The sequence below is a fragment of the Haloechinothrix salitolerans genome (assembly GCF_042662605.1).
Classification (GTDB): Bacteria; Actinomycetota; Actinomycetes; order Mycobacteriales; family Pseudonocardiaceae; genus Haloechinothrix_A; species Haloechinothrix_A salitolerans.
Window position 1 is genome coordinate 5,972,753 of record NZ_JBHSXX010000001.1, and the last position, 17,255, is coordinate 5,990,007.

Sequence of the window (17,255 nt, forward strand, 5' to 3'; positions counted from 1 at the left end):
ATTCCGCGTCACTTCACGGCACGCTTACCCCGTGCCGCCCGCTGCGCCTTGATCATGGAAAACCGCTCGGCCTGCGCCTTCTTGTCGCCGAAGACCAGTTCCGAGATGGTGTCGTAGAACTCTTCCGGTTTGGGCAGGTAGTCGATGTGGTTGAGGGCTTGGATCTGACCGGCCGACTCGACGATGACGGTGCCGTAGCCCAGCATCCTGCCGGCCGCTGTCCGCTTGTAGGTGAGGTCGGTGACCTTGCTGATGGGCATCATCAAGACCTTCGTCGTGAAGATGCCCTTGGTCATGATGAATCGTTTGTCGGTGACGACGAGGGTCTCGACCCACCACTCCATCACGATCCAGATGAACCGCAGGATGACAAGCAACGCCGCGTACCACAGCACGTTCTGCAGCACCCACAGCGACGGCGGGAGCAGGTACGACACCATCACCGCGATGGCCAGCAGGGCAGCCGACTCGAAGCTGTCCCACAGCAGCGTGGCCCAGTGCCGCCTGATCCTGATCACGCGGCGCTCGGTGTCGAGTAGGTACTCGTCCGGATCGCGAGGCGCGAAGAGACTCAATGCGACACCGTTAGGCTTGGAACACGTTGCTGACGAAGGTGATCAATGACTCGGCGGCATCTCTGAGCATGCCGAGAATGTTGTGCACGAGGGCAGCCGAGCTTCCTGGCTGTGTGATGACGAAGAACAGCACGAGTAGGGTTCCGGCCACGATGGCCAACTTCTTCACGTCCACGACGATCAGACCCCGTCTTTCAGTAGTACCTGTGGCTAACCACTTCTCGTTGTACCGCACTGAGCGCTGATATCCGAGCAAAGTCGCGCGCTCGGGGCAGCGCTCGACGATTATGCTACCGAACAACTACTCTCTGTGGCTATGCCTCGCGGGCAATCCATTATCCGCTGTGCCGGTGGCGTCGTTCACGATGCCAGTGGGAGGCTGCTACTCGTACGGCGGGGGCGGGAACCCTCGGCGGGAAAGTGGTCATTGCCAGGAGGCAGGCTACTCAGTGGCGAGCTCATGACCGACGCCGTGGCCCGTGAGCTGCGAGAAGAAACCGGATTGACGGTCAACCCCGCCTCGCTCGCCGGAATCGTCACGCGGGGCAGGTACGAGATACATGACTACTTCTGCACGGTCGTCGCGGGTGCGCTGCGAGCCGGTGATGACGCCGAGGACGCCCGGTGGTTTGACCGGGATGAGTACGACGCTCTCGACCGAAACGGCGACCTCGTCGACGGGCTTACCGCGACTCTACGTAGCTGGCACGCGCTGCCAACTGGGCCACGACGGACCTAGAAGACGCCGTGGATCATGCCGCGATCGCGACACTGTGGTGTCTCTCACGCGGATGGGGGACACCGATTCGTACGAGAAGGCGAGTTCGGCGCGGCATGACTATCAGGACACGCGCGGTCAGCCACTCGCCTGAAGCTAGACGTCGCTCAGCCGAGCCACGTCATCCGGCCGCCATGGAGATCGGTGGTGGCCAGCACCGTGACGTCAGGTTCACCGTCGGACCAACGCGCGATGCTCAGCACCCCGAACAGCGGCTCGCCCCCGCCCGGCGACAGGTCGTCCCTGCCGGGCAGCACCTCGGCGATCCCCTGCTCATACGGCTCGTGACTCACCCACCAGAGTGGTCGCTGCTCGGCCAACGCCGCCAGCGCCGCGACGTACTCCGTGCGCCCCTGCTCGCCCATGTGCGCCATGGTGTTGCTGTTCATGACCACCAGCGGCGCGTCGGACGGCAGCCGCTCCGTCACCGAGGCGAGGTCAGCCGCACCGTCCCCAGCGACGACGTCCGGCGGGTTCTTGGCCTGGGCAGCGGCGGCGGTACGCAGCAGCCGGACGCGTTCCGGCTGGTCAGCCCAGATGCAGGCATCCAACCAAGCCAGCTCGTCCTCGTCGGAGACGTCGACCGGCGCGGGGTCGATCCCGACCCGCTCGCCGAGCGGCAGCTTCTTCTTGGGTCCGCTGAAGCCCGGGCCCTCGACCGCACAGTGCAGGCCGACGGGGGTCTTGGTCGGCCCCGCCGTGAACTGCTCGCCGCCGTCGCCGTGGTAGCGGTAGCCGAACTTGTCCAGCCCGAGCAGCAGCCCGGCGCACGCGCCGACCTCGATGAGCACGAGCGTGCCCTTGGCCTGCTTGGACACCGCGCTCAACGCCGGATACAGCAGCGTCGCGCGCTGGACGTCGTTGTTGCGGACGGTGCGCGACACCAGCAGCTCGCGTGCCTTCTCGGCGCGTTCCAGCAGGAAGGTGCGAAACATCGGCCACGTCTCGGCGTCCACGCCATCGAACCCGCCCGGTGTCGGGTAGTACCTGGTCAACGGGTGAATCGGGTCGGCTTGCAGCAGCCGGTGCGCCACCGCGAGCAGCAGCTCGCCGTCCGGGTCGGGGGCGGCGGCGAGCAGACCGGCGACATCGTCGTCCTCGGCGGCTTTGCTGGCGAGGTGGGCATACAGCGGTGAGGACGCCTCGGCGCGGTCGGCGAATGCCGTCAGACCGCGCCGGGCCGCCCCAACGTCGTTCGCGCTACTCATGCGGCACCGGGCGCCCAGGTTGCTCGCCGCCGCGCGCTTCGCCGTAGGACTGCTTGGGGACCATGACCTTGCGGCGGAACACGCAGACGATCGTGCCGTCCTGGTTATAGCCGCGGGTCTCGACGTAGACGACGCCTCGGTCGTCCTTGGACTTCGACGGCGTTTTGTCCAGGACCTCGGTCTCGCCGTAGATGGTGTCGCCGTGGAACGTCGGCTTGACGTGTTTGAGCGACTCCACCTCGAGGTTGGCGATCGCCTTGCCGGAGACGTCGGCGACGGACATGCCGAGCAGCAGCGAGTAGATGTAGTTGCCGACGACGACGTTCTTGCCGAAGTCGGTGGTCTCGGCCGCGTAGTGGCTGTCCATGTGCAGCGGATGGTGGTTCATGGTGAGCAGGCAAAACAGGTGGTCGTCGTACTCGGTCACCGTCTTGCCCGGCCAGTGCTTATACACCGCGCCGACCTCGAACTCCTCGAAATAGCGGCCGAACTGCACTCTTTGTTCCTCCTTGTGTCGCGCGAGCAGGCCCGTGCGAAGATCACACGGGGTAACCCGCAATCGGCACCCGCCTGTCTCTGCCAGACATCATGCCCTGTCGCTGGAGTAGGCTCGATGATCGGTGTCTATCAGTTGTCACGCGGATCGAAAGGGGCTGCCGGGATATCGTCGTTGACCTCCCCGTCGGTCTCTCGACCTAAGCGGCGTTGCCGACACACTAAACGAGGAGCACGGTTGGAGGGATCATGGCGGCGATTCGTCCGTTCAGCGGCCTGCGCGGTCGCGGTTACGGCCGGTCACGAACACCCGCGCGGCAGCCGGATCCCGTTCCGCTCTCGGCGTCCGTCGTCGACTGCGGGGTCTACGTCGACGGCGAGCGCCTGCCCGGCAAGTGGGCACATGGCGACGCCATCGCGGAGGCCCGCGCCCGCGACAACGCGTTCGTATGGATCGGACTGCATGAACCGAACTCCGAACAGATCCAGGGCGTAGCGGACACCTTCGGCCTGCACGAGCTCGCCGTCGAGGACGCGGTGCACGCGCACCAGCGGCCCAAGCTGGATCGCTATGAAGACAGCCTGTTCATGGTGCTCAAGACCGTGCGCTACATCGCGCACGAGTCCCCGACGACCGCCAACGAGATCGTCGAGACCGGCGAGCTGATGGCCTTCCTCGGCAAGGACTTCATCGTCACGGTGCGTCACGGTCAGCACTCCGGACTCGCGCGACTCCGCCGCGAGCTGGACAACGACCCCGAACGCCTGCGGCAGGGGCCGTCCTCGGTGCTACACGCCATCGCCGACACGGTCGTCGACCACTACCTCGACGTCTCCGAACGTATCGAGCACGACGTCGACGAACTGGAAGACGAGGTATTCGCGCCGAGGTCACTGGTGTCGGCGGAGCAGATCTACCTGATGAAGCGCGAGGTGCTTGAGCTGCGGCGGGCGGTGCTGCCACTGGCGACGCCGCTGCGACGGCTCGCGGAGGGCTACAGCAGGCTGGTACCGGACGACGTGCGGTCGTACTTCCGCGACGTCGACGACCACCTCACCACGGTGTCCGAACGCATCGGCAGCGCCAACGAGCTGCTGACGACCCTGGTCGACGCCACGGTCGCGAAGATTTCGCTGCAGCAGAACGTCGACATGCGCAAGATCACCGCATGGGCCGCGATGTTCGCCGTGCCCACCGCGATCGCGGGGATCTACGGAATGAACTTCCAGTACATGCCCGAGTTGCAGTGGCGATACGGTTACCCGGCGGTGCTGATCGGCATCCTGCTGATCTGCGTGATGCTGTTCCGCATCTTCCGGCGCAACCACTGGTTGTAGATCAGCGAGCGACGAGGTCGTCGCAGGTGTAGCTGCGGACGTCGTCGTTGGCCGCAGCGAGGTCGTCCGCACCACCACGGCTCCAGAACGCGAACAGCGGAGCAGCGTCAGGACCACCGATCAGCGCAGCTTTACGCCGCAGGTCAACGAGGTCCCTGCGCGAGAACGCACTCGTCTGCCACTTGCACTCACCGATCAACACCGGGTTCTCGTCGGCACCGATGGCGCAGACGTCGACCTCCGCGACCTCGTCTTGCCACCAGCGTCCGACGACGGCATCCGGCGACAGGTCGCCATCCGCGACCATGCGCCGCACATGGTCGCGGGCAGCCGATTCCAGCACCCGTCCGATGTGTTTGTGCCAGGTTCCTGTCGTCCGATGCCGTACGGCCTGACCTTGGTCGCCCTCGATCAAGTCGGCGTCATCGCGCAGTACCGCGAACCAGAAGGCCAGATAGTCGTCACCGATCTCGTACATCGGATCAGCACTTGCGTGGGCGCCAATCGGGCGCACCTGCCGCACGTACCCTGCCTTGCGCAGCCGATCCAACGTGTAGTCAATACGTTGCTGCGCCCGTCCCGCGATCCGCGAACGCCGCCGCGCGCCACCGGACATCGCAACGAGCACCCGCTCATAACCGCCGCGCCAGTCAAGATCCTCACTGAGAATGTCCGGCGCGTCCCGGAGCAACAAGCCGCCAGGGCTGAACGCCATCTCCGCCAGATTCTCCTCGACCGTCAAGCCAGTAGACCATCGACGGAGGTGCAGCGGATAGCCACCGCACGCGGCGTAAGCCTGCACGAACTCCTCGCCGTTCAACTCAGGCAAGAACGCCGCCGCATCCGCGAATGAGAATGGATCCATTCGCAGCTCAACACTGGGCCGCCGGTGAAGTCCGCCGTGCGGGCCAAGCATTTCCTCCATCACGGCAACCGCCGAGCCGGACAGCACCAGCATCAGCGACTGATCACGGATGTGGTTCTCCCACACCGCTGACACCAGATCGCCGAAGTCACCAGCGGCGGAGTTCAGACGCGGGGCTTCATCGATGACGACAAGCAGCGGCTCGTGCTCGGCGAGACGTGCGACAAACCGCAGCGCAGCTTCCCAATCTGGAAACGGACCTGTCATCAGGTCCGTCACCGTCTCACCGAGCTGTTCACGCAGCCGGTCAGTGAACCGCTGGAGCTGGCGTTCTTCGCTGTCCTGGCGCGTGGCGGTGAAGTACACCGACCGCGTTCCCTCAGCAAGATCCGTCAAGAGATAGGTCTTGCCGACCCGCCGTCGCCCCCACACAACGGCAAGCTGGGGATCTCCCGCTTGCGACCGCTCCCAGGCGGCAGCCAGCGCCCGTCGTTCGCGGTGGCGCCCGATCAGTTCCACATGCCGACGATAGCACAAACTGTTTGTAGTACAATCTCTTTGTACCACAAACAGTTTGCAGTGTCCCACGTCATACCAAGCTGTGACACTGCTTCGCCAGGGGTGTTGCGCGATCCGCACCCGGTTAGACGTCGAATGTCCGATTCGCGACGCAACAAACCTGGCGAAGCGGCGCGGGTGGATGCGCAGGCGCGGGCTGGCTGCGCGGCGCGCCGAACCACACCTGTCGGCGGCTGGCGGGGATCGCCCGACCAGCCGCCGACAGGCGCGCCGTCGAGGAGACGTCTATCCCTTCACCGAGCCCGCCGTAAGGCCTCGGACGAAGTAGCGTTGCAGCGTCAGGAACACGACCATCGGCACGATCATCGTGATGAACGCCGCCGCCGTGAGCAGGTGCCAGTCCGAGCCGAGGGTGCCGACCAACGTGCTCAGATTGACCGTCACGACCTCGTTCTCGCCCGGTCCGAGAAAGATCAGCGCCACTAGGAGGTCGTTCCACACCCACAGGAACTGAAAGATCGCGTACGCCGCGAGCGCGGGTGTGGACATCGGTATGATCAGCCGCCAGAACGTGACGAAATGACTGGCGCCATCGACCTTCGCGGATTCGATGACCTCGCCAGGCAGCCCTTCCATGTAGTTCCGCAGTAGATACACCGCGAGCGGCATCCCGAACGCGGCGTGCGCAAGCCACACCGCGGGAAACGTCCCGACGATGCCGATCTCCCCGAAAATCTGCAGCAACGGGATGAACGCGACCTGCAACGGGACCACGAGCAACCCAACAAGCATGATGAAGAAGAAGTCCCGACCGGGGAACTTCATGAACGTGAAGGCGTAAGCCGCGAACGCCGCGACCAGGATGGGGATGACCGTGGCTGGGATGGTCACGACGAGGCTGTTCAGGAAGGCATTGCCCATGCCCTGCGCCGTCAGCACCTCGTCGTAGTTCTGCGCCGTCCACTGGGTGAAGTCGAGCGGCGAGGACAACACGGTCCACCAACCCGAGTTCGAGACGACGTCCGGCTCCCGCCCCGATGTCACGAGCAGCCCGATGGTGGGGATCGTCCACGCCAGCACCATCGCGAGCAACGCGACCCGGACAATGATCGTGCCGATGCCGCGACGGGGCTTGCCCCCGCTGGGCTTGGCCGGTTCCGAAACCTCGGCCTCCGGTGCGAGCGGTGGTGTCGTCGTTGTCATCGCGTCGCCTCCATCTGCCGGAACTGGCGCACCTGGTAGATCATCACGGGGATCACGGCCACCAGCAGCATCACCACGATGGCCGATGCCCTGCCGTCCCTGCCGAAGTTGATCAGCTCGGTGATGAAGCGGTTACCGATGACATCGGTGTTGAACCGACCACCGGTCATGACGTAGATGATGTCGAAGATCTTCAACGTCAGGATCAGCACCGTGACGAAGACCGTGACCACGGTCGACCAGATCTGCGGCACAACGACCTGGAAGAAGATCTGGATCTCGGAGGCGCCGTCGATCCTCGCCGCCTCGACCGTCTCCGTCGGCACGTTCTTGATCGCCGCTGAAAGCAGCACCATGGCGAACCCGGTCTGCAACCAGATCATGATGACCATGAGCAGGAACGAGTTCAACCGGAATGAGTCGTTCTGGATCCAGGCGACCGGATCGCCGCCGAAGAACGTCCACACCGCGTTGAGCAGCCCGATCTGCGGCCTGCCCTCCGGCTCGAACGCATAGACGAACCGCCAGATCGTGCTCGCGCCGACGAAACTGATCGCCATCGGCAAGAAGATGAACGACTTGACCGTGTTCTCGCCGCGTGTGGACAACTGGTCGGCCAACACCGCGACGATCAGCCCGGCGATCACTACGCCCGCTGGCACCACGATCAGCCACAGCACGTTGTTGAACAGCGCGTTGAGGAACGACGACTCGCCGAGCAGGTCGACGTAGTTCGCCAAGCCGACGAACTCCTCGCCGTCGTCGTCGAAGAAGCTCAGATACGCCGTCCGCAACGCCGGGTAGACGAGAAAGATCGTGACGAACACGATCGCGGGCCCGATGAAGATGTACGGCTTGATCCGGTCTTCCCACCGGCCGGGTAACCGCTCAACTAGCCAGTTCAGAATCAGATACAGCGCGAACCCGCCGCCGACACCAGCGAGGACCGCCAGCAGCGCGTTGATCGCCTTGAGCATCTTCTCGCCACCCTTTCCGCGAGTGACGGGGGGCCGGCCGGGTCACCAGGCGCCCCGCACTCGCAGCCGCTCTGGTCAGCTGCTCGGCCAGCTCTCGTCGATGTCGGACAACACGGCGTCGAGGTCCTTCCGACCGCCGATCCAGTCGACCATGCCGGTCCAGAAGCTGCCGGTGCCCACCTCAGCGGGCATCAGGTCAGAGCCATCGAACCGGAACACGTCCGCCTCGTTGACCTGATCCGCGATCTGCTGAGTGACCTCGTCCGGGTACTTCGACGTGTCGAACGTGGTGTGCGGCGAGAGGATGCCGCCTGCCTCGTAGCGCGGCGTGCCGAACTTGTCCGAGATCAAGTACTCCATGACCTTGATCGCGTTCTCGTTCTCCGAGTTCAGCAGCGCGGCGAAGTTGCCGCTGCCGAGAATCGGCGTGCCGTCGTAGCCGTCCTCAACCGGCGGCAGCACGAACACCCCAGCCTCCTCGTCCAGGTTTTCCTGCACCTTGTCCGGGAAGAAGCTGGTGATGAAGCTCGCCTGCCGGTGGAGGTAACAGCCGGGCGGGTCCTCGAACAGCCGCTCCGACGACTCACCGAACGGGGTGTTGACGATGGCCTTGCCACCGCCCTGAACGTTGCCCTCGGTCAGCATGATCTCACCAACGGTCTCGGCGGCCTCGGTGATCTCCGGGCTATTGAACTTCAGCTCACCGTTGACCCACTGGTCGTAGGCCTCAGGGCCCGCGGTGCGCAGCACGTAGTCCTCCAGCCAGTCGGTGGCTGGCCAGCCGGTGTCCGGCCCGGACTCGATGCCGATGCACCATGGCGTCTCGCCGTCGTCCTTGATCCGCTCGGTGAGGTCGAGCAATTCCTGATGCGTGGTCGGCACCTGGTAGCCGGCCTGCTCGAACGGTTTCTTCGGGTACCAGACGAGGCTCTTCGGCGCCTGATCGATCGGCGCGCCGTAGACCTTGCCGTCCTTGGTGGCCGAGTCGAGGAAGCCGGGAATCAGCGTCTCCCTGACCTGGTCGAGACCGACGTCGACGTCGTCGAGCGGCGTGATGTCGCTGGACATGTCCAACAGCAGCCCCGGCTGCGGGTACAGCGCGATGTCCGGGGCATCGCCACCACGGACCCTGCTGCGAATGATCGTGGTGAAGTCACGGGAGGGCTGGTACTGGACGTCGACCCCAGTGGCTTCCTCGATCTCCGCGACCGCCTCCTCGACGAGCCTGGCTTCTTCGGTGCCGGTGATGCCACCGAAGATCTCAACCGGCTGGTTCTCGCCGTCTCCCCCTTGTTCCGCGCCGAGGCACCCGCTCAGCACGAGGGAGCCGGCGAACACCAGTGCGCCGATCCTCAGTGTGTTTCGTGATCGCATACGCGCTCCTTCTCTTGCTTGAACCCGCGGTCTCCGAAATGCGGGTGCGTCGTGACTGGGCTGGTGACCTAGCCGTCGTGTTACGCCGGCAACCGGTTACCGGTCGCCACGGAGAAGACATGCCGCTGGTCGGGTCGGATTCTGAGGTTGATCGTGTCGCCTTTCGCTGGCACCTCACGTGGCTCCACCCGCGCGATGATGTCCGGCGATGACATCTCCGCGCCGTTCGGATCGGTCAGCGCGCCGTAGACGAAAGCCTCAGCGCCCAGCTCCTCGATAACGTTAACGACCACCTCGAATGACTGGTCGGTGCCAGCGGGCACCACATCGAGTGACTCCGGCCGGAAGCCGACGGTGACCCGGTCGGCGCTGCCTTCGCTGGCGACGGCATCGAGCGTGACCCGCGGCAGTGGGACCGTCGCCTGACCGATCCGGGCGCCGCCATCCACGATCGGCAGGTCCCCGATGTTCATCGCTGGCGAGCCGATGAACCCGGCGACAAAGACGTTCTCGGGGTGTTCGTACAGCTCACGCGGGGTATCAACCTGCATGAGCTTGCCCTTGTCGAGCACGCACACCCGGTCACCCATGGTCATGGCCTCGACCTGGTCGTGAGTGACATACACCGTCGTCACGCCAAGTCGCCGCTGCAACGCCGCGATCTGCGTGCGCGTCGACACCCGCAGCTTGGCATCCAGGTTGGACAACGGCTCGTCCATGAGGAACACCCGTGGCTCCCGCACGATCGCCCGCCCCATGGCGACACGTTGCCGCTGCCCACCGGAGAGCGCCTTGGGTTTGCGGTCCAGGTACTGCTCAAGGTCGAGCAACTTCGCCGCCTCGGCGACCCGCCGCCGGATCTCTGGCTTCTTCTCCCCCGCGATCTTGAGCGCGAACCCCATGTTGTCCGCGACGGTCATGTGGGGGTAGAGGGCGTAGCTCTGGAACACCATCGCGATATCGCGGTCCTTTGGGGAGAGTCCACTCACGTCGCGATCACCGATGCGGATGGCGCCCTCGCTAACCTCCTCCAGCCCCGCGAGCATGCGCAGCGACGTCGATTTGCCGCAACCGGACGGGCCAACGAGGACTAGGAACTCACCGTCGTCGATCGACAGGTCGAGCGCGTCCACCGCGCGTACGCCTCCCGCGTACACGCACGACGCCTTGTCATAGGTCACCGGCGCCATCGCCCGCCTCCTCTTCGTTGAGGTTGCCAACAAATAGTGAGGCGGAACATACTCCTGCCCGCAAGACTTGAGGACGGACCCAAGCCTGAACGATTAAGACTCGTAACCTTCGTGCTCCTTACGGAGTAGAAGGCGGCTGCCCCAGAGCGAGTTTCGCGAGCAGGTCCCTGCCGCGCTCGGCGTTGCGCGGCAGACACAAAACGTCGTAGCGACCAGCCACGAGCTGGCTCGTCGACGTGAAGGACCGCTTGCCCTTGTTCATCCCGAAGTTCGCCGCGGCGAGCACGACGCCGAAGGCCGTCCCAGCGGCGATGCCGACAACGACCGGCCCGTACACCAGGCCCTCCCCCTGGCTGAACAAGCCAAGCAACAGGCCGATGAGCAGGCCAAACCACGCACCAGGAACGGCGCCCGCGACCAGCACCTTGCCCCAGCTGAGCTTGCCCATCACGCGCTCGACCAGCATCAGGTCGACACCAACGATCGTGACGTCGGAAACCGGGAAATCGTCACCAGCTAGGTAGTCGACGGCGCGTTGTGCCTCTTCGTAGGTGGGGTAACAGCCGATCGGCCAGCCGCTCGGCGGGGTCGGCAGCTTCGGCTGTCCCCCTTGGCGCGCGGACATCGAAAACGGACTCGTCACGTGATCACCTCTCGTGAACAGGCCACAGCACCATCCTGCCAAATTCGGGCATCAATGGCGCTGTAGCTTGCCACGCCGCGTTCCAGCGGGTGATCAGCCCTTCGAACGGTAGTCGCGCAGCAGTCCTCTGCTGATGATCGTCTTCTGGATCTCGCTGGTGCCCTCACCAATGAGCAGGAACGGCGCCTCGCGCATCAGCCGCTCGATCTCGTACTCCTTGGAGTAGCCGTAGCCGCCGTGGATGCGGAACGACTCCTGGGTGACCTCCGCGCAGTACTCGGACGCGATCAGCTTCGCCATGCCCGCCTCGACGTCGTTGCGCGCGCCGGAGTCCTTCAGCCGGGCGGCGTTGACCATCATCAGGTGCGCGGCCTCCACCTTGGTGCCCATCTCGGCCAGCTTGAACGCGATGGCCTGGTGCTCGGCGATCGGTTTGCCGAACGTCTTGCGCTGCTGCGCGTACTCGGCGGCCAGCTCGAACGCTCTGATCGCGATGCCACACGCCCGCGCGGCGACATTGACCCTGCCGACCTCGACGCCGTCCATCATCTGCGCGAAGCCCTTACCGGTCTCCCCGCCGAGCACCGCGTCGCCGCTGATGCGGTAGCCGTCGAACACCGCCTCAGTGGTGTCCACACCTTTGTAGCCCATCTTGTCCAGCTTGCCGGGGATGGTCAGGCCCGGCGCCACCTCGCCGTAGCCCTCCGGCTTCTCGACGAGGAAGGTGGTCAGGTTCTTGTGCGCCTTCTCGGCGCCCTCGTCCGTCTTGACCAGCAGCGCGATGAGATTTGACGTCCCACCGTTGGTCAGCCACATCTTGCTGCCATCGATGATGTAGTCGTCCCCATCGGCCTTGGCCCGTGTCTTGATGGCGGCGACGTCACTGCCGAGGTCGGGTTCGGACATGGAAAAGGAGCCCCGGATCTCACCGGTGGCCATCTTCGGCAGGTAGTACCGCTTCTGCGCCTCGGTGCCGTGCTGGCGGATCATGTGCGCCACGATGAAGTGGGTGTTGATCACACCGGAGACGCTCATCCAGCCGCGCGCGATCTGTTCCACGACAAGCGCGTACGTCAGCAGTGACTCGCCGAGACCGCCGTACTCCTCACCGATGGTGAGGCCGAACAGCCCCATCTCCTTCATGCCCTCGACGATCTCCGCCGGGTAGGTGTCCGCGTGCTCAAGCTCCTGCGCGTGCGGAATGATCTCCTTGTCCACGAAGTCACGAACGGTCGCCAGGATCTCCGACTGCACATCGGTCAATCCGGCGGTCTGGGCAAGGCGGGCCATCGGCGCTCCTCTTGAGCTCGCGGGCGGGTGGTTACCCCGCAGTATCCAACGGATGCCACCCGCCTTGCCAGTGTGACGGCGGCAACGCCTTCTACTCGACTCGCTCCTTCGCGTTGCCGCTACACCGTCGGCATGATCTTTTGGTCGGTTCGGACGTCGTCAGCTGGCGAGCAACTCGAGTTCCGCGCCACACTCCCGGCAACTCGTCGCGAGAACGTAGACGTTCTCACCACAGTCATCACACGCCCGGAAACTGCGTGCGAGCAACGAGTCGGGACCGCTGTCATCGCCGAACCAGATCTCCCGAACTCGATCTTGCAGGTTGGCAAAACGCTTTCGCATGGCCCCAGCATCACTCGACCGGGTAGGCCCAGCGCAAGTTCTGTTCGTTATCTGTGTGTTACTTCACCGTGGTGTTTCCGAGGCTTGATCATCTTTCGCCGTCGTTCGCGCAGGTGGTTGCCCATCTTGCGATTCTATTTCGGGCGTTTCAGTTTTGTGCTCGCCCTCACTCTGAGATTTCGACTGCATCCCTTTATGCGTCACCGTGCTGGCTTCGAGGAAACGCAACAGCTCGACCGGGAACGGCAACACGAGGGTCGAGTTCTTCTCCGCGGCGACTTCTACCACGGTTTCAAGCAACCGCAATTGCAGTGCCGCGGGGGTATTCGCCATTCGCTCGGCCGCTTGCGCCAGCTTCTCCGACGCCTGTAGTTCCCCCTCCGCGGAAATCACCCTCCCCCTGCGTTCCCGCTCGGCCTCGGCTTGGCGGGACATCGCGCGCTTCATCGCCTCCGGCAGCGCGACGTCCTTGATCTCCACCCGATCGATGTGGATACCCCAGCCGACGGCAGGGCTGTCGATCATGATCTCCAGGCCCTCGTTCAACCGCTGGCGGTTCGACAGCAGGTCGTCAAGGCTGCTCTCACCGATGATGCGACGCAGACTGGACTGCGCGACCTGCAACATCGCGAAGCGGTAGTTCTCCACCCCGACAATCGCCTGCACCGGATCGATCACCTTGAAGTACACGACGGCGTCCACCCGCACCGTCACGTTGTCCCTTGTGATGCCGTCCTGGCCAGGCACAGGAAGCGTCACCACCTGCATGTTCACTTTCCGCATGTGGTCAACGCCGGGGACGATGAACTTCAGACCCGGTTCCCTCGGCGCGCGGTGGACCCTGCCGAATCGCAGTACGAGGCCTCGCTCGTACTGCCGCACCACCCGCAGGCCCGCACCGACGTAACCACCAGCCGCCAGCACGATGGCGAGCACGACGTAGAGCACGATCTCCATTCGGATCACCTGGCTCCGATGCTACGCCGCGACGCCGACAAGAACAGGGCCATCGGCGGATTCGTGACCGCTCAGCCAGGCGCGAACACGGCGCCGGACACAGCACCCGTAGCATGGTTAGAGAGCAAGGACATACCCCCTTACGAAGGTCGGTGCGCAAGCGTGACAAGCACCCAGCAGCTTCCCAGCGACGAGGCGGTGCGTGAAGCACTCGCGGGTGTCAAGGACCCGGAGATCGGCAAGCCGATCACCGAGATCGGCATGCTCAAGGACGTCGAGATCGGCGAGGACGGCCTTGTCAAGGTCGGCATCTATCTCACCGTCGCTGGTTGCCCGCTCAAGGAGACCATCACCAACGACACCAAGACCGCCGTCGGCGCGCTCGACGGAGTGCGTGAGGTACAGGTCGAGCTCGACGTCATGAGCGACGAGCAGCGCACCGAGTTGCGCAAGAAGCTGCGCGGCGACGCCAAGGAACCGGTGATTCCCTTCGCGCAGCCTGGCTCGCTGACCAGGGTGTACTGCGTCGCTTCCGGTAAGGGCGGAGTCGGCAAGTCCAGCGTCACCGTGAACATGGCGGTGTCGATGGCCGAGCGAGGGCTGTCCGTGGGCGTCGTCGACGCCGACATCTATGGCCACTCCGTCCCGCGCATGCTCGGTGCGAGCGAGAAGCCGACCAAGGTCGAAGAGATGATCATGCCGCCGCAGGCGCACGGCGTGAAGGTCATCTCGATCGGCATGTTCACGCCGGGCAATACCCCGGTGGTATGGCGCGGGCCGATGCTGCACCGCGCGCTGCAACAGTTCCTCGCCGACGTCTTCTGGGGCGACCTCGACGTCCTACTGCTCGACCTCCCGCCAGGCACGGGCGACATCGCGATCTCCGTGGCGCAGCTGATCCCGAACGCGGAGATCCTGGTCGTCACGACGCCTCAGCAGGCGGCCGCGGAGGTAGCCGAGCGCGCTGGCGCGATCGCGCTGCAAACCCGGCAGCGGGTGGCAGGCGTGATCGAGAATATGTCCTGGTACGAGGCGCCGGACGGTTCACGCGTCGAGGTCTTCGGCTCCGGCGGCGGGCAACAGGTCGCCGACTCGCTGTCGAAGTCCGTTGGCGCCGAGGTGCCACTGCTCGGGCAGGTGCCGCTCGACCCGCGGCTGCGCGAGCAGGGCGACGAGGGAACGCCGCTGGTGCTTACCGAACCGGACGCCCCGGCCTCGGAGGTGCTCCGCGAGGCGGCCTCGAAGTTGTCCGTTCGGGCTCGTGGCCTTGCGGGCATGATGCTGAACGTTACCCCCGCCGGGCGCTAAGTAGCAGGCCGACGACCTGCGCCGCACACCCGTGCGTCGTGTCTATCGCGAGGCTACGTCGCGTCGGGGTCGACCGGGGGCTTCTCGCCGGGTGCTAGGGGATCTGGGGCCGCCCGCCCCGAGGCGGTCGTGCCACTGGCGGCCGTGCCGTTGTTTCCCGTGAGACGGTTGCCGCTGCTGTTGCCCGCGCCCGCCCCGGCACCCGCGCTGCCGTCGTCGTTCAGCCCGAGCGGGTCCTCATCACCGTCGAACAGGTGCTGCGTCACCGCACGCTTCGGATCGAAGTTGCGCAGGCTGCGCAGATCCTCGATCGGCTTACGGAACTCGTCGAACTCGGGGCCCATCTCATCGCGCAGCTGGTCCCGCGCGCCAGTGGCGAACTCGCGCACCTTGCGCACACTGCGACCGACCCAGGCCGCGGCGTCCGGTAGCCGTTCGGGTCCGAGAATGAACAGGGCGGCGATGAGCAGCACGATGATTTCCCACATGCCAATGCTGTCGAACATTCGGGCCCTCCATCATTCGGACACCCCCAGCGTACCGGCCGGAGCTGACCTCAGTCAGACCCCAGCTTGACATCGACGACGAGCTCCCTTCCGTCGCGCACCAGCTTGACCCGCGTGGTATCTCCCACATCATGCTTGCGCACCGCGACGGTGAGCTCGGCGGCGTTGCGCACCGTCCGCTCACCGACCTGCACGATCACGTCACCCTCCTTGATGCCAGCTCGCTCCGCGGGGCCCCCTGGAGCGACGTTGTTCACCTGCGCGCCCCGCGACGAGTTCGCCGCGACCGAGGCCGCGCTGACACCGAGGAAGGCGTGAGACACCGAACCGTTAGCGATCAGCGACTCCACGATCCTGATGACGTCGTCCACCGGGATGGCGAACCCGAGCCCGATGCTGCCGCCCTGCCCCCGTGCGTTGCCGACCGTCCTGATCAGTGAGTTGATGCCGACGAGCAGGCCGTTCTTGTCGACGAGCGCGCCGCCCGAGTTGCCGGGGTTGACCGCGGCGTCTGTCTGGATGGCGTCGTAGGTGACCTGCTCGCCGCCGGTCTCCGCTGGCGCGGAGACCGGCCGGTTCAACGCACTGACGATGCCGACGGTCACCGTGTTCTCCAGCCCGAACGGCGACCCGACGGCGATCACGGTATCGCCAGGCCGCAACCGCTCCGACGAACCAAGCCGCAGCACCGTTGGGTTGCTGACGTTGACCTTGAGAACGGCGAGGTCGGTCTTCGGGTCGGCACCGACTAGCTGCGCCTCCGCCCTGCTGCCATCGGTGAACACGGCGGTGATCTCAACCTTGTCGTTGGACTTCGCCGACGCGATGACATGGTCGTTGGTGACGATGTAGCCATCACGATCGATGACGACCCCTGAACCGACGCCACCGCTTTTCCCCGAGGTCACCTCGATCGATACCACGGCGGGCGCGACCTTCGCGACGGTCCGCGCCACTGAACCGGGAGGGCGTTCGACCGCCTCGTCCACCTGCGCCAGCGTGACCTCCCGTGTCAGCTGGTTACCTTGCTGCGCGAGAAACCAGCCAAGGGTGCCGCCGAGCGCGCCGACGACGAGTGTGGCGACCGCCAGGATCACAAGCGCGCTGGTCCGCAACCTGCCACCGAAGATCACTTCGGCGAGGCTGAACGGCCTTTCCCTCGGTTTCCGCTGTTCCTCGGCGTCATCGACGTCCTCCGCGAGCGCGGGGTTGCCGAGCACGGCACCCGAGCCGGGATTGCGCCACGGGTCAGCGCTTGACGACCAGAGCGGCTCGGTGCCATTGCCGCCCTTGGCTCTCGCGCCATCCGGGACGTCCACGCCGGGCGGTCGCTGCAATACGACGCCCTCGTCAGCCGTGTCGCGGGAAAAGGCCTCCACCAGCGATGCGGGCGGCTGGGCGGGGCGCGACGGTCCCGCGGTGGCGGAGCCATCCCGCTCGCTATCCCATTGCCTGGGGTCGAACGGGCCATCAACACCAGAGGGGCGGCTGAACGCGGCAGCCGAGGCGGCATCGACCGGAGGCACCCGCGCCCCCGCGGTCGATGCCGCGGGGCGCTGTGCCTCCCGTGAGTCTCCCCGCTCGCCGTGCGCGTCGCTGGGCTCGGCGGGCTGCTGCGAGTTGTCGCTCATCGCTCCCCGAAGATGCGGCGGTTACGCGCGCCCGGCTCCTGGCGCACGTTTCACTC

18 protein-coding genes are annotated in these 17,255 nt (G+C 65.3%); 3 read left to right on the forward strand and 15 right to left on the reverse strand.

Features of this window, described 5'->3' with window-relative positions; genetic code table 11:
• Nucleotides 1–8 precede the first annotated feature (8 nt).
• The gene (locus ACFQGD_RS28465; RefSeq protein WP_345406393.1) at nucleotides 9–575 is read right to left on the reverse strand and encodes a PH domain-containing protein; all 567 of its coding nucleotides are present in this window, start codon (nucleotides 573–575) and stop codon (nucleotides 9–11) included.
• A gap of 10 nt (nucleotides 576–585) precedes the next feature.
• Nucleotides 586–744 carry a hypothetical protein gene (locus ACFQGD_RS28470; protein ID WP_345406622.1) on the reverse strand — a complete coding sequence of 53 codons (159 nt, stop codon included), beginning with the start codon at nucleotides 742–744 and terminating at the stop codon, nucleotides 586–588.
• A 147-nt stretch (nucleotides 745–891) separates the two neighbouring features.
• Between ACFQGD_RS28470 and ACFQGD_RS28475 the strand changes: the two genes are divergently transcribed.
• Nucleotides 892–1,314 carry an NUDIX hydrolase gene (locus tag ACFQGD_RS28475; protein WP_345406390.1) on the forward strand — a complete coding sequence of 141 codons (423 nt, stop codon included), beginning with the start codon at nucleotides 892–894 and terminating at the stop codon, nucleotides 1,312–1,314.
• A gap of 146 nt (nucleotides 1,315–1,460) precedes the next feature.
• Here the strand turns inward: ACFQGD_RS28475 and ACFQGD_RS28480 are convergent, their stop codons facing one another.
• Both ACFQGD_RS28480 and ACFQGD_RS28485 read right to left on the reverse strand, forming a co-directional pair.
• Nucleotides 1,461–2,561 (reverse strand): DUF2332 domain-containing protein, encoded by a 1,101-nt coding sequence (locus tag ACFQGD_RS28480; protein WP_345406387.1) that lies wholly within the window; start codon nucleotides 2,559–2,561, stop codon nucleotides 1,461–1,463.
• Nucleotides 2,554–3,057, reverse strand: a complete 504-nt coding sequence (locus ACFQGD_RS28485; RefSeq protein WP_345406384.1) for a MaoC family dehydratase — start codon at nucleotides 3,055–3,057, stop codon at nucleotides 2,554–2,556. The genes ACFQGD_RS28480 and ACFQGD_RS28485 overlap by 8 nt, the downstream gene beginning before the upstream one ends.
• Nucleotides 3,058–3,305: 248 nt before the next feature.
• Here ACFQGD_RS28485 and corA point away from each other — a divergent pair, with 248 nt between their 5' ends.
• Complete coding sequence (corA, locus tag ACFQGD_RS28490; RefSeq protein WP_345406381.1) at nucleotides 3,306–4,394, forward strand: magnesium/cobalt transporter CorA; 1,089 nt, start codon at nucleotides 3,306–3,308, stop codon at nucleotides 4,392–4,394.
• Between the two features lies 1 nt (nucleotide 4,395).
• Here corA and ACFQGD_RS28495 read toward each other — a convergent pair whose 3' ends face one another.
• From ACFQGD_RS28495 to ACFQGD_RS28535, 9 genes are all read right to left on the reverse strand, one after another.
• Complete coding sequence (locus tag ACFQGD_RS28495; RefSeq protein WP_345406378.1) at nucleotides 4,396–5,778, reverse strand: ATP-binding protein; 1,383 nt, start codon at nucleotides 5,776–5,778, stop codon at nucleotides 4,396–4,398.
• 285 nt (nucleotides 5,779–6,063) lie between these two features.
• Complete coding sequence (locus ACFQGD_RS28500; protein ID WP_345406375.1) at nucleotides 6,064–6,981, reverse strand: carbohydrate ABC transporter permease; 918 nt, start codon at nucleotides 6,979–6,981, stop codon at nucleotides 6,064–6,066.
• Nucleotides 6,978–7,958, reverse strand: a complete 981-nt coding sequence (locus ACFQGD_RS28505; RefSeq protein ID WP_345406372.1) for a carbohydrate ABC transporter permease — start codon at nucleotides 7,956–7,958, stop codon at nucleotides 6,978–6,980. Before ACFQGD_RS28505 ends, ACFQGD_RS28500 begins: the two co-directional genes overlap by 4 nt.
• 75 nt (nucleotides 7,959–8,033) lie before the next feature.
• Complete coding sequence (locus ACFQGD_RS28510; RefSeq protein ID WP_345406369.1) at nucleotides 8,034–9,332, reverse strand: ABC transporter substrate-binding protein; 1,299 nt, start codon at nucleotides 9,330–9,332, stop codon at nucleotides 8,034–8,036.
• 80 nt (nucleotides 9,333–9,412) lie between these two features.
• Entirely contained in the window at nucleotides 9,413–10,522 is a 1,110-nt protein-coding gene (locus ACFQGD_RS28515; protein ID WP_345406366.1) for an ABC transporter ATP-binding protein, read from the reverse strand.
• A gap of 118 nt (nucleotides 10,523–10,640) precedes the next feature.
• Entirely contained in the window at nucleotides 10,641–11,165 is a 525-nt protein-coding gene (locus tag ACFQGD_RS28520; RefSeq protein ID WP_390221118.1) for a YflT domain-containing protein, read from the reverse strand.
• A 93-nt stretch (nucleotides 11,166–11,258) separates the two neighbouring features.
• Nucleotides 11,259–12,455, reverse strand: a complete 1,197-nt coding sequence (locus tag ACFQGD_RS28525) for an acyl-CoA dehydrogenase family protein (protein ID WP_345406363.1) — start codon at nucleotides 12,453–12,455, stop codon at nucleotides 11,259–11,261.
• 159 nt (nucleotides 12,456–12,614) lie between these two features.
• The gene (locus ACFQGD_RS28530; protein WP_345406360.1) at nucleotides 12,615–12,797 is read right to left on the reverse strand and encodes a hypothetical protein; all 183 of its coding nucleotides are present in this window, start codon (nucleotides 12,795–12,797) and stop codon (nucleotides 12,615–12,617) included.
• A gap of 63 nt (nucleotides 12,798–12,860) precedes the next feature.
• The gene (locus ACFQGD_RS28535; protein WP_345406610.1) at nucleotides 12,861–13,754 is read right to left on the reverse strand and encodes a slipin family protein; all 894 of its coding nucleotides are present in this window, start codon (nucleotides 13,752–13,754) and stop codon (nucleotides 12,861–12,863) included.
• Between the two features lie 162 nt (nucleotides 13,755–13,916).
• Here ACFQGD_RS28535 and ACFQGD_RS28540 point away from each other — a divergent pair, with 162 nt between their 5' ends.
• Nucleotides 13,917–15,062: an Mrp/NBP35 family ATP-binding protein gene (locus ACFQGD_RS28540; protein WP_345406357.1), complete on the forward strand. Its 1,146-nt coding sequence runs from the start codon at nucleotides 13,917–13,919 to the stop codon at nucleotides 15,060–15,062.
• Between the two features lie 53 nt (nucleotides 15,063–15,115).
• Here ACFQGD_RS28540 and tatB read toward each other — a convergent pair whose 3' ends face one another.
• The gene (gene tatB / locus ACFQGD_RS28545) at nucleotides 15,116–15,568 is read right to left on the reverse strand and encodes a Sec-independent protein translocase protein TatB (protein ID WP_345406354.1); all 453 of its coding nucleotides are present in this window, start codon (nucleotides 15,566–15,568) and stop codon (nucleotides 15,116–15,118) included.
• A gap of 50 nt (nucleotides 15,569–15,618) precedes the next feature.
• Entirely contained in the window at nucleotides 15,619–17,199 is a 1,581-nt protein-coding gene (locus tag ACFQGD_RS28550; RefSeq protein WP_345406351.1) for a trypsin-like peptidase domain-containing protein, read from the reverse strand.
• Between the last annotated feature and the right edge of the window lie 56 nt (nucleotides 17,200–17,255).

Coding starts and splice junctions, on each gene's coding strand:
- ACFQGD_RS28475 (WP_345406390.1), top strand. CDS start 892: ATGCCTCGCGGGCAATCCATTATCCGCTGTGCCGGTGGCGTCGTTCAC.
- ACFQGD_RS28480 (WP_345406387.1), bottom strand. CDS start 2,561: ATGAGTAGCGCGAACGACGTTGGGGCGGCCCGGCGCGGTCTGACGGCA.
- corA (WP_345406381.1), top strand. CDS start 3,306: ATGGCGGCGATTCGTCCGTTCAGCGGCCTGCGCGGTCGCGGTTACGGC.
- ACFQGD_RS28500 (WP_345406375.1), bottom strand. CDS start 6,981: ATGACAACGACGACACCACCGCTCGCACCGGAGGCCGAGGTTTCGGAA.
- ACFQGD_RS28505 (WP_345406372.1), bottom strand. CDS start 7,958: ATGCTCAAGGCGATCAACGCGCTGCTGGCGGTCCTCGCTGGTGTCGGC.
- ACFQGD_RS28510 (WP_345406369.1), bottom strand. CDS start 9,332: ATGCGATCACGAAACACACTGAGGATCGGCGCACTGGTGTTCGCCGGC.
- ACFQGD_RS28515 (WP_345406366.1), bottom strand. CDS start 10,522: ATGGCGCCGGTGACCTATGACAAGGCGTCGTGCGTGTACGCGGGAGGC.
- ACFQGD_RS28525 (WP_345406363.1), bottom strand. CDS start 12,455: ATGGCCCGCCTTGCCCAGACCGCCGGATTGACCGATGTGCAGTCGGAG.
- ACFQGD_RS28530 (WP_345406360.1), bottom strand. CDS start 12,797: ATGCGAAAGCGTTTTGCCAACCTGCAAGATCGAGTTCGGGAGATCTGG.
- ACFQGD_RS28535 (WP_345406610.1), bottom strand. CDS start 13,754: ATGGAGATCGTGCTCTACGTCGTGCTCGCCATCGTGCTGGCGGCTGGT.
- tatB (WP_345406354.1), bottom strand. CDS start 15,568: ATGTTCGACAGCATTGGCATGTGGGAAATCATCGTGCTGCTCATCGCC.
- ACFQGD_RS28550 (WP_345406351.1), bottom strand. CDS start 17,199: ATGAGCGACAACTCGCAGCAGCCCGCCGAGCCCAGCGACGCGCACGGC.